Annotated in this window: 13 protein-coding genes and 1 pseudogene; 8 read left to right on the top strand and 6 right to left on the bottom strand. The window is 72.6% G+C overall.

The window, feature by feature from the left end:
* The gene (locus ABH920_RS18215) at positions 1 to 951 is read left to right on the top strand and encodes a diacylglycerol kinase family protein (RefSeq protein ID WP_370350195.1); all 951 of its coding nucleotides are present in this window, start codon (positions 1 to 3) and stop codon (positions 949 to 951) included.
* 21 nt (positions 952 to 972) lie between these two features.
* Here the strand turns inward: ABH920_RS18215 and ABH920_RS18220 are convergent, their stop codons facing one another.
* A complete protein-coding gene (locus tag ABH920_RS18220) occupies positions 973 to 1545 on the bottom strand; it encodes a hemerythrin domain-containing protein (RefSeq protein ID WP_370350196.1) in 573 nt (190 codons plus the stop codon).
* 152 nt (positions 1546 to 1697) lie between these two features.
* Here ABH920_RS18220 and ABH920_RS18225 point away from each other — a divergent pair, with 152 nt between their 5' ends.
* The 3 genes and pseudogenes from ABH920_RS18225 (at position 1698) to ABH920_RS18235 (ending at position 4768) form a co-directional block, all read left to right on the top strand.
* A complete protein-coding gene (locus ABH920_RS18225; protein WP_370350197.1) occupies positions 1698 to 2138 on the top strand; it encodes a sugar:proton symporter in 441 nt (146 codons plus the stop codon).
* A gap of 93 nt (positions 2139 to 2231) precedes the next feature.
* Positions 2232 to 3914: pseudogene (locus ABH920_RS18230) on the top strand (FAD-binding dehydrogenase); the annotation flags it as partial.
* Between the two features lie 65 nt (positions 3915 to 3979).
* Positions 3980 to 4768 (top strand): DNA-formamidopyrimidine glycosylase family protein, encoded by a 789-nt coding sequence (locus ABH920_RS18235; RefSeq protein ID WP_370350198.1) that lies wholly within the window; start codon positions 3980 to 3982, stop codon positions 4766 to 4768.
* Positions 4769 to 4804: 36 nt separating this feature from the next.
* On the opposite strand, the gene ABH920_RS18240 is transcribed toward ABH920_RS18235, so the two are convergent.
* A complete protein-coding gene (locus ABH920_RS18240; protein ID WP_370350199.1) occupies positions 4805 to 6403 on the bottom strand; it encodes a WD40 repeat domain-containing protein in 1599 nt (532 codons plus the stop codon).
* 10 nt (positions 6404 to 6413) lie between these two features.
* Positions 6414 to 6560: a hypothetical protein gene (locus ABH920_RS18245; RefSeq protein WP_370350200.1), complete on the bottom strand. Its 147-nt coding sequence runs from the start codon at positions 6558 to 6560 to the stop codon at positions 6414 to 6416.
* A 79-nt stretch (positions 6561 to 6639) separates the two neighbouring features.
* On the opposite strand from ABH920_RS18245, the gene ABH920_RS18250 reads away from it, so the two are divergent.
* The 3 genes from ABH920_RS18250 (at position 6640) to ABH920_RS18260 (ending at position 10223) form a co-directional block, all read left to right on the top strand.
* On the top strand, positions 6640 to 8256 hold the full coding sequence (locus ABH920_RS18250) for a serine hydrolase (protein WP_370350201.1): 1617 nt from the start codon (positions 6640 to 6642) through the stop codon (positions 8254 to 8256).
* 118 nt (positions 8257 to 8374) lie between these two features.
* Positions 8375 to 8869, top strand: a complete 495-nt coding sequence (locus tag ABH920_RS18255) for a hypothetical protein (RefSeq protein WP_370350202.1) — start codon at positions 8375 to 8377, stop codon at positions 8867 to 8869.
* A 283-nt stretch (positions 8870 to 9152) separates the two neighbouring features.
* The gene (locus ABH920_RS18260) at positions 9153 to 10223 is read left to right on the top strand and encodes a putative Ig domain-containing protein (protein WP_370350292.1); all 1071 of its coding nucleotides are present in this window, start codon (positions 9153 to 9155) and stop codon (positions 10221 to 10223) included.
* A gap of 24 nt (positions 10224 to 10247) precedes the next feature.
* Here ABH920_RS18260 and ABH920_RS18265 read toward each other — a convergent pair whose 3' ends face one another.
* From ABH920_RS18265 to ABH920_RS18275, 3 genes are all read right to left on the bottom strand, one after another.
* Positions 10248 to 11021 (bottom strand): zf-HC2 domain-containing protein, encoded by a 774-nt coding sequence (locus ABH920_RS18265; protein WP_370350203.1) that lies wholly within the window; start codon positions 11019 to 11021, stop codon positions 10248 to 10250.
* Positions 11022 to 11153: 132 nt separating this feature from the next.
* The gene (locus tag ABH920_RS18270; RefSeq protein WP_370350204.1) at positions 11154 to 12128 is read right to left on the bottom strand and encodes a M56 family metallopeptidase; all 975 of its coding nucleotides are present in this window, start codon (positions 12126 to 12128) and stop codon (positions 11154 to 11156) included.
* Positions 12125 to 12571 (bottom strand): BlaI/MecI/CopY family transcriptional regulator, encoded by a 447-nt coding sequence (locus ABH920_RS18275; protein ID WP_370350205.1) that lies wholly within the window; start codon positions 12569 to 12571, stop codon positions 12125 to 12127. Before ABH920_RS18275 ends, ABH920_RS18270 begins: the two co-directional genes overlap by 4 nt.
* Positions 12572 to 12726: 155 nt before the next feature.
* On the opposite strand from ABH920_RS18275, the gene ABH920_RS18280 reads away from it, so the two are divergent.
* Entirely contained in the window at positions 12727 to 13116 is a 390-nt protein-coding gene (locus ABH920_RS18280; protein ID WP_370350206.1) for a hypothetical protein, read from the top strand.
* Positions 13117 to 13132 lie beyond the last annotated feature (16 nt).

The raw sequence follows: 13132 nt of genomic DNA on the forward strand, positions 1-13132 counted from the left end.
ATGAACCAGGTTGCGGTCGTGGTCCACGAAGGCAAGCTCGCGGCGCTGCACGGCGACGACCCGTGCGATCTGCTGCGCTGGGCGCTGCGGGCGCGCGGGGAGCCGGCGCCGAAGCTGTATCCCACCAGCAGCGGGGACGCCGGGGGAGAGGCGGCGCATGCGGCGCTCGCTGACGGCGCGCGGCTCGTGGTGGTGTGCGGCGGTGACGGCACGGTGAGCGCGTGCGCCGCCGCGCTGGCCGGGAGCGGCGTGCCGATGGCGGTGGTGCCGATCGGGACGGGGAACCTGGTGGCCCGGAACTTCGGGATCCCGCAGGATCCGGCGGGAGCCGTGCAGATCGCGGTCAACGGCGTCGATCGGGCCGTGGACGTCGGGCGCTTGGACGTCGGGCGCCTCGACGGCGCGGTGATGGTCGGCATGGCCGGCGTCGGGCTGGACGCGGCGATGGTGCACGACGCCCCGCGCTGGTTGAAGCGCCGGGTCGGCTGGCCGGCGTACGTGGTGTCGCTGGTTCGGCATCTGGCGGACCGGGGATTCACCGCGACGGTCGAGGTGGACGGCGAGCGGACCCGGTACCGGCACGTGCGCACCGTCGTGGTCGGCAACGTCGGCGGCCTGCACGGCGGGTTGTCGCTGTTCCCTGATGCCCAGCCGGATGACGGTGTTCTGGAGGTCGCGGTGCTGGCGCCGCGCACGGCGTTGGGATGGGTACCGGTCGCCGGCCGCCTGCTGCGAGGTCGGGGGCGGGGGTCGTCGTCGGCGCTCGACCGGCGCCGAGGCCGCCACATCGTGGTGTCCGGACAGCATCCGCTGCGGCGTGAAGTGGACGGGGAGCCGCTTGCCGACGGTCCCGTGCTCGACGTCGTGGTCGAGCCGAAGGCGCTGCTGCTCAGAGTCGATCCGGGAGTCGATCGGGGAGTCGATCCGGTCGGCGTGCCCGACCCGGCATGACCCTCAGGCCGGGCGTGAAGCTCAGGCCCGGCGTCCGCGGCCGCTGAACGCGTCGCGGACGCGGTCGATGAGGCCGAGGGCGGGAGCTGTGAGATTGGCGGGCGGGGTGTTGGGGGCGCCGGGATGCGGCCGGGTGGGGGCGAGCTTCTTGGCCGCCGTCACCATCTTGCCGATCTCCACGAGGTCGTCGGCGGTGCAGACGGCCTCCAGCTGCGGGAACAGGGTCCCTTCCTCCTCGGCGATGTGCGCGTTGACCAGCTCTATCAGGTGCTCGAGCGTCGCCTCGAACGGCTCGTCGCCGGGTTGCATCCCGTTGAGCTCCTTCAGGCTGCGCTCGATCTGCGCGTGGTCGCTGAGCTCGTGGTCGGCCAGTTCCGCGCCGCCGTCCACGTTCAGGCGCACCGCCGGGTAGACCAGCTGCTCCTCGGCGGTCGCGTGCCGGACGAGCTCGATCGTGGCCCGGTCCACCAGGTCCTTGCGACGCTGCGGATCGCCGCTGCCGCGGGTCCGGTCCAGCTCGGTGAACAGGGCCTGGACTTCCCGGTGGTCGTGCGTGAGGACGGCGATGACGTCGTCGTGTGCGTTCCGGTCCATTGAAGCCACTCCTTCCGCTTCGCTGCGTGTGCGCCGGGCTCGTCGGAGCCCGCGGGGCACTCCGAGTGTCCAGTCGGACCGGCGGCAAACGAGTGTTTGGCGCCGGATGCCCGGGGCACCAGGACGCTTCCACGAGAGCAGAGGAGCAGCACATGGTGATGCATCACACGACGTCAAGGGTCGGATCCACCGGTGTCACATCCCGGGTCCTGGTCACGGCGCTGGGCGCCGCGGGCCTGATCGTGGGCGCGTTTCTGAACTGGACGCGGAACACGCAGGGCACGCACGTGTCCTGGCGCTCGGTGTACCAGGACTCCTTCGCCGGCACCAACGACATCGTGCAGTCGATCGGCGGAGCGTCGATCCTGCTCGGTCTGATCGCGGTGCTCGGCCTGGCCGACGCGAGCGGCTGGCTGGTCCGGCTGGCCGGTGCCGTGGGCATCGTCGGTTCGGTCCTGTTCATCATCCAGGTCCAGCGGTCGTCCGAGCACAGCATGCAGATCGGGCTGTGGTTCGCGCTGGCCGGCTCGGTCCTGTGCGTGCTGGGCGGCCTCTCCGGCTCCGAACGGCGGCCCGTGATCATCGAGGAGTGACGCCGCGCCGGCGCCCGGCGTCCCGGCGTTGGCGAGCGGCCGCGCCCCCGGCCGCTAAGTTCGTTCTCAACGCCTTCACGACAGAACTGGAGCCGCCCTGTGGACGCTGACGTCATCATCGTCGGAGCCGGCCTGGCCGGCCTCACCGCCGCGCACGAGCTGACCTCGCGCGGCCGCAAGGTGGCGCTGGTCGAGCAGGAGAACGCCGCGAACCTCGGCGGCCAGGCCTGGTGGTCGTTCGGCGGGTTGTTCCTCGTGGACTCCGCCGAACAGCGGCGGCTGCGCGTGCGGGACTCCTTCGAGCTGGCCTGGAACGACTGGCTCGGCAGCGCGCAGTTCGACCGCCGGGACGACGAGGACTCCTGGGGCTACCGCTGGGCCCGCGCCTACGTCGAGTTCGCGGCCGGGGAGAAGCGCTCCTGGCTGGTCGGCCACGGCCTGAAGTTCCTGCCGACGGTCGGCTGGGCCGAGCGCGGCGACCTGCGCGCCGACGGGCACGGCAACTCCGTGCCGCGGTTCCACGTCACCTGGGGCACCGGGACCGGCGTCGTCGCCCCCTTCGTCGCCTCGGCGAAGCGCGCCGCGGCCGCCGGGCTGCTGACATTCCACCACCGGCACCGGGTCGACGGGCTCGTGGTCACCGACGGCGCCGTCACCGGGGTCCGCGGCACCGTGCTGGCGCACGACGACGCGGCGCGCGGCGTCGCCTCGAACCGCGCGGCGATCGGCGAGTTCGAGCTGGCGGCGCAGGCGGTGATCGTCACCAGCGGCGGGATCGGCGCGAACCACGAGATGGTGCGGCGGCTGTGGCCCGAGCGGCTGGGCCAGGCCCCCGGTTTCATGGTCACCGGCGTCCCGGCCTACGTGGACGGCCGCATGCTCCAGATCAGCGAGCAGGCCGGCGCGCGGCTGGTCAACCGCGACCGGATGTGGCACTACACCGAGGGCCTGCGGAACTGGGACCCGGTGTGGTCCGGGCACGGGATCAGGATCCTGCCGGGGCCGTCGTCGATGTGGTTCGACGCGATCGGCCGCCGGCTGCCCGCGCCGTACCTGCCGGGCTACGACACTCTCGGGACGCTGCGCCACCTGCGGACCGATCCGGAGATCGCGCGGTACGACCACTCGTGGTTCGTGCTCACGCGGCAGATCGTGGAGAAGGAGTTCGCGCTGTCCGGGTCGGAGCAGAACCCTGACATCACCGCGAACGACCGCACGGCCTTCCTGCGCGAGCGGCTGGTCGGCAAGGGCGCTCCGGCGCCGGTCGCGGCGTTCGTGGAGAAGGGCGCGGACTTCGCCGTCGCGCACCGCCTGGACGAGCTGGTCGCGAAGATGAACGCGATGACCGACGAGCCGCTGCTGGACGTGGCCGCGATGCGTCAGCAGATCGAGGCGCGCGACCGGCAGATCGCGAACCCCTACAGCAAGGACGCGCAAGTCCAGGGCATCCGCAACTCCCGCCGCTACATCGGCGACCGGCTGGGGCGCACTGCCACGCCGCACCGCATCCTCGACCCGGCGGCCGGTCCGCTCATCGGCGTGAAACTCAACATCCTGACCCGCAAGACCCTCGGCGGGATCCAGACCGACCTGGACTCGCGCGTGCTGGCTGCCGACGGCTCGCCGATCGCGGGCCTGTACGCGGCCGGCGAGGTCGCCGGGTTCGGCGGTGGCGGGATGCACGGGTACAACGCGCTGGAGGGGACGTTCCTGGGCGGCTGCCTGTTCTCCGGGCGAACCGCCGGCCGGGCCGCGGCGGAGTCGACGGCGGGCTGACGGCGCGCTGACGGCGGGCTGACGGAATCCAGACGGCAGTTTCTGCCACGAACGCAGGAGGTCCCGTGCCCGAGGGTGATTCGGTGTTCCGCGCCGCCGCGCAGCTCCACGAAGCGCTGGCGGGCGACGAGCTCGTCGTCGCGGATCTGCGTGTCCCGGCGCTGGCCACGTCGGATCTGACCGGGCGCCGCGTGCTGGAGACGGTGGCTCGCGGGAAGCATCTGCTGACCAGGCTCGACGGCGACCTGACGCTCCACACGCATTTGCGAATGGACGGACGCTGGGCCGTCTACCCGGCCGGCGAACGCTGGAGCGGCGGCCCGGGGTGGCAGATCCGCGCCGTCCTGGGCACCGCGCGCAACACCGCGGTCGGGTATCGGCTGCCCGTGGTCGAACTGCTGCCGACGACCGAGGAGTCGACCGTCGTCGGACACCTCGGCCCGGACCTGCTGGGCCCGGACTGGGACGCGCAGGAGGCGCTGCGCCGGCTGTCCGCCGATCCGCTGCGGCCGCTGGGTCTGGCCCTGCTGGACCAGCGGAATCTGGCAGGCGTGGGCAACGTCTACGCCAACGAACTCAGCTTCCTGGCCCGCGTCCCGCCCTGGCGGCCGGTGGGGGAGGTGCCCGGCTTGGAGAAGGTGGTGGACACGGCGCACCGGCTGCTGACGCTCAACCGGCTGCGCGTCGGACACGTCACCACCGGCGACACCCGCGCCGACCGCCGGAACTGGGTCTACGGCCGGGCCCGCCAGCCGTGCCGGCGGTGCGGGACGCGGATTCTGACGTCGAGCCTGGGGGAGCCGCCGCAGGACCGGGTCGTGTACTGGTGTCCGCGCTGCCAGCCGGAGCGGTGAGTCGGAGCAGTGAGTCGGAGCAGTAGCCGGTCGCGGTCAGCGAGGCGTCAGTACCGCCACATCCAGGCCGAGACCGATCGCCAGTGATCCGTCGCGTTGACCAGTTCCATCGGTTCCATTGGTTCCACCGGCCCCATCGGGTCCCTCCCGTCCGCCGGGATACGGGATCACCGCCGACACCGGCGACGGAAAGACCCGTGTTTCCCCCACCAGCTCGCGGGTGGCCAGGTCCCAGACCAGCAGCGTTCCGCGGCCCTTCGGGATGATGCCGCCGGCTATGAGGCAGAGGCGTCCGTCGAGGACCGCGACCGTGAGCGAGCCGACCAGCATGCGCGATTCCGGATCTTCCATGATCTCGGCGATCAGCGTGCGGGTGACCGGGTCCCATATCTGGATCCTGGTGCCGCCGGACAGGCGGACCCGCGCGGTGAGGATGACGGTCCGGCCGTCGACCTCCTCGGCCGCCAGCGCGATCACCGCCCCCTCGGTCGCGATCTCGCCCGGCAGTTCCCCGATCGACGCGCCGGTGGCGAGGTCCCACAGCCCGACTCTGCTGGGGCCGCCGGCCGTGACGGCGATGGTTCGGCCGTCGACGTCCGCCGTCACCACCTGCATCACGAAGTCCTCGGTCAGCGGTTCGCCCCTCGCCTCGCCGGTGGCCAGATCCCACACCTGGGCTCCGTCCGTGCCGCCGACCACCGCGACACCGCGGTCGCCGACCTTCGCGGTCGCCACCGCGAACAGGTGATGCGTGCTGCCGGAGAAGGCGACCGCCAGCCGCTCCGCGAGCGGGATCGCCGTCAGGTCCGCGGCGGGATACCTGCTCAGGCAGGGCCCCACCTGGCGCCCGGTGGTCAGGTCCCACAGCCGCGCGGTGGCGTCCATGCTGGTGGTGACGGCGTGCGGTCGGCCGTCCAGCACGATCGTGGCGACGCCGTTCACCGCGTCGAGGTGACCGGTCAGAGGCGCGCCGACCAGCTCTCCGGCGGCCGGGTCCCACAGCCGCAGGGTGCTGTCCCCGCAGCTGACGATGACCCGCCGGCCGTCCACGACCGCGGTGGCCAGATCCGCCACCTCGCCGGCGTGCGCGGTGATCCGGCCGCCGGGCTTCTCGCGCGGAGCCAGTTCCCATGCCCACAAGGTGGCGTGCGTGTCGTCGCCGCTGGTGGCGACGACCAAGTGCTCGCCGTCCACCACGGCCGTCGCCACCGCGGTCACCACCTCGGGAGCGACCCGGAACGGCTCCACGAACTGCTGGTCGGTGCCGGCGTCGCACACCCGCACCAGCAGGCCGTCGCAGCTCACCTTGAGGTCTCGGCCGTCCACGGTGACGGGTGCGACCGGCTTGTCGGTGTACACCTGACCGTCGAATTCGAACGTCGAGGGCCCGGGCCGGACCACGTCGGCGAAGTCGGACGCGGGCTCGTCCCGGCCGTCGCCGGTGGCCAGATCCCACACCCGCACCGTCTCGCCGCGAGGCTCGGCCACGACCAGCGTGCGGCCGTCGACGACCTTCGTCCCCAGCGTGTCCGGGGCGTCGGCGATGTCCCACGCGAAGCGGAGGCGGGGGTCCGGCGACGACGCCGTGGACCACGCGACCGTCCATCGGCCGTCGTCTTGTGCGTTCTCTGACATGCCCAGCACGCTACGCCTGCGCGGCCGTGAAGGCGGTGGCGAAGGCTGCGGCGCAGGCGGCGACGAGACCGGTCGCGCTCGCGACGCGGGGCGGTGTATCGTCGCTGGCGGTGGTCACCGGCCGCACCTGGGTCCGCGGGTAGAGCTCCAAGCTCACCGGTTCGAGTGTGTACATGCGTCGGCATGTCTTTCCAGCCCGATGAACGCGGATCCGCGGGCGACGAGGAAGGACTGCCTTGTCCCACGAGTCAGGGGCTGCTGCCCGCGACGAATTCCGTGACCTCCCGCAGAACCCGAGCGTTCGCCACCTCAAGCTTGAGGCGAAGCGTCGGCTGGCCGCCGGAGAGTTCACCACCCTGCACGATGCCCAGCTGGCCGTCGCCCGCGAACACGGGATGCGCAGCTGGGCGGCGCTCAAGCAGCACATCGAAGCTGCACAAGCTGCACAGGCCGGTCAGACTGGTCAGGCCGGTCAGCCCGCCGAGGCCGAAGCCAGCCACGCGCTCGACCAGGTGCGCTGGGTCCTCCAGCGCTACGCCACCTCCGACGACGTACCGGGCTGGACCCCGCCTGCTCCCGGCGAGCTGGCCGAGCACTTCACCGAGCACTTCCTGGACCTGGTCCCGCCCGAGACGCTGGCCAAGACCCTCGGCGGGGTGGCGGCCAAGCTGCGGCAGGAGCTGGTCCCGGTCGGCGTCGCACCGGACCGTGCGCGCGCTCGCGTGGCGGACCTGCGGGTCGAGGCCACGACCGAGCAGGAGCCTCCGTACCGGCTCACCGGCCTGCGCGTCTACCCCGACGGCGGAGCCGTCACCGACGCCCGGGTGAGCCGGGACGCCCGGCCGCCGGCCGCGAGCCTCGGCCCGGTCCCCGAGCCGGTGCCCGGCCAGATCGGCGAGTCCGCCGCCGAGCTCGGCCTCGTCGGCGTGATCGCGGCCGGCGACTGGGGCACCGCGCCGACATCCACCTCGTGGGCGCACGCGCACGGCTGGGCCGACCTCGACCAGGACGTGCCGCTGCGGCCCGAGCACGGTTTTCCGGCGCGCGCCATCACCAAGCTCATCACCTCCACTGCGGTGCTGCGGCTGGTGGAGCGCGGCGTCATCGGACTGGACGATCCGGTGAACGCTCGGCTGCGCTCGCTCAGGCTGGCCGATGACACGGTCAGTGTCAGGGAACTGCTTTCGCACACCGGAGGCGTCGACAGCCCGGCGTCGATGTGGGCTGATTCCGTCTCCGATCCCGTCGCCGTGCTCGGGGCGGTGGTCGGCTGCTCCGGGCCGCGTGGGGAGTTCGCCTACAGCAACGGCGGCTACGCGGTGCTCGGGCAATTGATCGCCGACCTGACCGAGTCCTCCTTCGCCGAGGCGGTCACCCGGCTGGTGCTCGAACCGCTGGGGATGGCCGACTCGTGGTTCCCGCAGGAGCCTCCGACGGCGGACTCGACGGACGTGGCCGACTCGACGGACGTGGCCTCCGGGTATCGGTTGGCGCAGGACGGCACGTTCGTCCCCGAGCCGCTGCCGATGTTCACGCTCCAAGCCGCGGGAGGACTCTGGTCCACCGGCCCGGATCTGGTCCGCTTCGGCTCGGCCTGGTCCACGCTGCTGCCCCGGGAGCTCGCGGACGAGGCGCTGCGTCCGCAGGCCTCGCGCGGTGAGACAGGTGCGGAGATCGGGCTCGGCTGGCTGTTGCAGTATCCGAAGCAGGTCGTCGGCCACGCCGGGAGCGGCCCCGGGTCGTCGGCCTCGCTGATCGTGAGCGTGCCGGACGGGCGGACCAGCGTCGTGCTGACCAACCGGTTGACGACGGTCGAGGCGGTCAACGTCGCGCTGATCCGGCCGCTGGCATGAGCCGGGGGAGAGCGATCCTCCGGCCTGATTGAACTCGCGGGCCGCGGAAGCCGTTTTGGGCGGAAAGGGCGATTCGGCCACTACCGGCCGCCCGAAGCCAGTGCTCCGGAGGTGCGTCATGTCTCGTTCGGTTCTCGTCGGCGGCGGCCTGGCTGCCGTGGCTCTCCTGCTGGCCGCCTGCGGCGGATCGTCGAGTTCGTCACCTTCCCAGCCCGCGTCGCCGCCGTCGTCGTCTTCCCCGGCGACCGGTGCTGCGACCGGCGCTTCCGTATCCCTGAGCTCCACGCCGCTGGGCCAGGTACTGGTGAATCCGCAGGGCTTCACCCTGTACCTGTTCCAGGCCGACACGGCCGCCAAGTCGGCGTGTTCGGGAGCCTGCGCCGCAGTGTGGCCGCCGGCCGCCGCCACCGGCACGCCGGTGGCGGGCCCCGGGCTCACCGCGTCGCTGCTGACCACGCTGACCCGCGCCGACGGGACCAAGCAGCTGGAGTACAACGGGCATCCGCTCTACACCTACGCCGGGGACAGCGCGGCCGGGCAGACCACCGGCGAGGGCAACACCTCCTTCGGGGCCGGCTGGTTCGCGGTGGATGCCGCCGGCGGCAAGGTGTGATCGCGCCGGGGGTGCGCGGGGGCCCGGCGGCCTCAGGGTCGGGCTGTCATCGATGCCTGATTCCCTGAGTCGCCGCCGGGTTCCCTTCAAGAAGCTCGACCAGTCCTCTGACCAGCGCGTCTCATCAGCCGATCCAGGTGCTGAACCGCAGCCGTCCGGGCCCCGTTTCGGGGCGGCGAGGTCCGGCCCGGCCGCTCGGCGGGAGTGTCCGCCGCAGCGCGCGCCGGCCTCGCTTCGTGTCCGAACCGGCAAGGTTGACCGAAGGAGGACCACGGTGAGACGCATGGTGAACGCCACGCTCGCGCTTCTGGCGAGCACGGTGAGTACGGTGAGTACGGCGGCGGTGTTGGTGGGGGTGGCTGCCGGATCGGCGGCGGCCAAGGCCGACACCGCCTACCCGCCCCCGAGTATTCGACTGCAGTGTCCGGCGGCCGACGGCGAGGCGCTGCACGGCAGCGTCTGCGCGCTGCCGCCCGGAGTCACGACGGCGCCCGACGGCTACTCCGCGACCGTCGCGGTGGCCAAGGCCGGTGCCGCCGGAGCCACCGTCACGTACGCCCTGACCGCCGGCAGCCTCCCGCCCGGCCTGACCCTGCCGGCCCAGTCTTCGAGCCTCGGCACCGTCATCAGCGGGAACCCCACGCAGGCCGGAACGTTCGACTTCACCCTCAAGGCGACCGACGGAAACCTGACTTCCACGCTTGCCTACCAGATCACGGTCACCGTGCGGGGCCTGCCGGACCAGTTGCAGTGCGGCACCGCCGACGGCAGCTTCCTGATCAACGGGGCCTGCGTACTGCCCGACTCCATCGCGGGCCGGGCCTACCAGGGCCACCTGCCCACCAGCCACAACGCAGGCGGCACGATCGGCATCGTTAGCGGCGCGTTACCAGCCGGGCTGTCCCTGTCCTCCGCCTTCGGACCGTCCGGCGCGCTCGTCAGCGGGACGCCCGCCACGGCGTCGAACGTCAACAACACCTACAACTTCACCGTGCAGGGCACCGGCGACCTGGGTCAGCCTCTGTACCAGGCGTATCAGATCACTGTCGATCCCGACCAGCCGCTGAGCATCGTGCTGCCCGGCATCGGCTCGACGCTCAGCTCGGGGACGGTCGGCGAGGCGTACGCGCAGAACTTCTTCCTGTCCGGCGGGGCCGCGCCGTACACCTGGGCCGTCGTCGGCGGGCAGCTGCCGCCGGGCCTCGCGGTGCAGACGTTCAGCGACCCGCGTGACGCCGACGACGAACTCGCCGGAACGCCGACGACGGCGGGCACTTACACCTTCACCGTGCGGCTCACCGACTTCATCGGGCAGCAGGCCACCCAGCAGTTCAGCCTGACCATCACTCCTTGAGCTGACGGCGGATTGCTCAGAGCGTCAGCCGGCCGGGACGATCACATCGATCCCAGGCGCGACGGCGACGTCGAAGTGGTCGATCGCGGAGGCCGGTAACGCGACGGCGCCGGGCACCGTGACGGTCCCGCCCTGCGCGCCGGAGGTCCAGGTGGAGGCGGTCTCGATGCGTCCGTCCTTGGCCACCGCGGTCAGCGTGCAGGTGTAGTCGGCCGGGACGTTGCTCATCGTCACCTGCATCGAGGTGCCCCAGGACTCGGGGTGGAAGCGGATCGAGGCGGTGATGCCGTTCACGCCGGTGGCCGCGACGGCGCGCGTGCCCGGCGGCGTGCCGGACTGGCCGCCGGTCACGCCGCCGACGCTGCCCACGTTGCCCAGGTTGCCCAGGTCGCCCAGAAGGAAGCCGCCGATCCCGGCGGTGCCCGCCAGCACCGCGCCGGCCGCCGCCAGTCCGAGACGGCGGCGTCGCCGGTGTCGGTGCGGTGGGCGGGACTGCCGGGTTCGGCGGCGGTTCGGGGCCGGAACGGTCGGCTGCGGTGCCGCGCTCGGTGTGGCGTCGAGGAAGGACCACGCGCCGAGCGCCGACGTCGCGCGGGCGTGGTCCAGGACCATCCGCACTTCGACCAGCTCGTCGTACTCGTGCTGACACGGCAGGCACTCCCGCAGGTGTTTGCGCACCTGCTGCGACTCGGCCTCGTCCAGCGCGTCGAGCACATACGCGCCGAGCGAGATCCGCAGGTCCTCCTGCTCGCAGTGGGCCTGCCGCGGTGCGCCGGGTCTGCCGTTGACCGTGTTCACGGCTCGAACCCGCGGTGGTCAGGGGTAAATGTGGCCATCGCCTCTGCCACCTCCCAACCTGGCGTCGCGATCGCAACGTCCGCACTGTGGACACGGTTGGGGGAGGCTTCCGGTTCGATCTCCGCCGAAAGGTCAGCGCATCGGGCAGGTGTGGACGTTCAGCGGGCAGTAGTTCATGCTCGCGACGGCGACCGCGGGCTCGGCCGCCAGCACGAACGGCACCACGATCAGCGCCAGCGCCGCGACCAGCCCGAGCCGCGAGCCCCAGCGCGGCAGCGGACGTGGTCCGTCGATCAGGCGGCGGATCCGGTCGCCGACGTCGCCGCCGGCGGCCAACGCGGCGACCGGGCCGACCGGCGCGCCGGCCCCGGCCATCGACAGCAGCGCCTCGGCCAGCGTGAGCTCGTCAGTGCTCGCACACGCGGCGTCGTCGGCGGCCAACTCCACCAGGCGACGGGTCTCGGTCGCCGCGGCGGCGAACAGGCCGACGCGCGGGAACGCCGCGGCCATCGCGTCGGCGTAGGCCAGCGCCAGGTGATGGCGTCCGCGGACGTGCGCACGCTCGTGGGCGATCACCGCCGCCAGCTCGCCCGGCCCCAGTTTCGCCAGCGCCGCCGAGGTCAGCACGATGCGATGCCCGCGCCCGGGCAGGCAGTAGGCGGCCGCGCGGCCGTCGGGGACCACCGACACGCCGGTGTCGCCGTGCACCGCCCCGACCAGGGCCAGGGTCTGCCGGTGCCGCGTGCGCTCGCGGCGCGCCGAGGCCAGGCTGCCGCCCAGGCACCACAGCAGCCGCGCGGCCACGGCCACGGCGAGCCCGGCGCCGATGGTGCTGACCACCGCCCCGCCCGGCGTGGCGTACTGCGCACGCAGCGCCATCCCGCAGGCCCGCAGCAGCATCGCCAGGCCGCCGCTGATCCGCATCGTCGGCACCGCGAGCGCCAGCCCGGCCAGCAGCACCGAGGCCACCACCGCCGCGCACAGCGCCTGCCAGGCGGCGATCGCCAGGCGGGGCGCGCGGGTGGTCCACGCCGCGCGGGCCATCAGGCGCGGCCCGGCCACCGCGAGCAGCGCCGCGTAGGCGGCGAGTATCAGCGCGATCTTCACGAGGCCCCGCCGCTCTGGGTCCCGCCGCCCTTGGCCCCGCCACGCTGGGCCCCGAAAGTCTGGGCCCCGGAAGTCTTGGCGGCGGCCAGCGCGGCGCGCAGCTCCTCGGCCTCGGCCGGGTCCATCTGCTCGACCAGCTTGACCAGGGTCGCGGTGCGGTTCGCGCCGGACTCGAAGACCTGGTCGATCAGGGAGGCGGCGTAGTCCTCGCGGGAGTGCACGGCGTTGTAGCGGAACGCCCGGCCGTCGCGGGCCCGGGTCAGCCAGCCCTTGCGGTGCAGGATCTCCATCACCGTCTGCACCGAGTTGTAGGCGATCGGCCGCTGCTCGTTGATGGCGTCGCGGACCTCCCGGACCAGCGCCGGGCCGTCGGCGGACCAGACGAAGTCCATGATCTCGGACTCCAGCTCGCCGAAGCCGCGCACTGTCTCACCGAGCGCCATCCCACCACCTCCGCATGTCCTAACCGACTTAGAACCACGGCCACGATAGCGCGCCGGACGCCGGGCGGACGGTGGCGTGCGGACCCGTGTACCGTATTCTCCCAAACTACTTAGGTGGATTGGAGTTCGGTCCGCCGCGACCCCGAGGAGTCTCCATGGCCCGTCGTCGATCCCGGGCGATACCGCTGGTGGCGCTCGCCGTCGGCCTCTTCGGCGTCGCCGCGTGCTCGTCGGCCACGTCGACGCCCGCGGCGGCGGCCGGCGCCACCGGGGCAGGGGCGGGTCCGGTGCGGATCGCCGTGCAGATCGCGCACCACAAGGTCAGCCCGGCCGACGCGGTCCACGCCGTCCACCTCGGCGACCAGGTCGTGCTCACCGTGACCAGCGACGCCGACGACGAGGTCCACCTGCACGGCTACGACAAGGAGATCGAGATCGCCGCCGGCCGGCCCGGGACCATCGACTTCACCGCGAACCTGCCCGGGATCTTCGAGGTCGAGACGCACAAGTCGAACCTGCAGCTGCTGCAGATCGAAGTGAAGTGAGCCCGGCGTTGCCGGC

It is taken from the genome of Catenulispora sp. EB89, from assembly GCF_041261445.1.
In the GTDB taxonomy this organism is placed as follows: domain Bacteria; phylum Actinomycetota; class Actinomycetes; order Streptomycetales; family Catenulisporaceae; genus Catenulispora.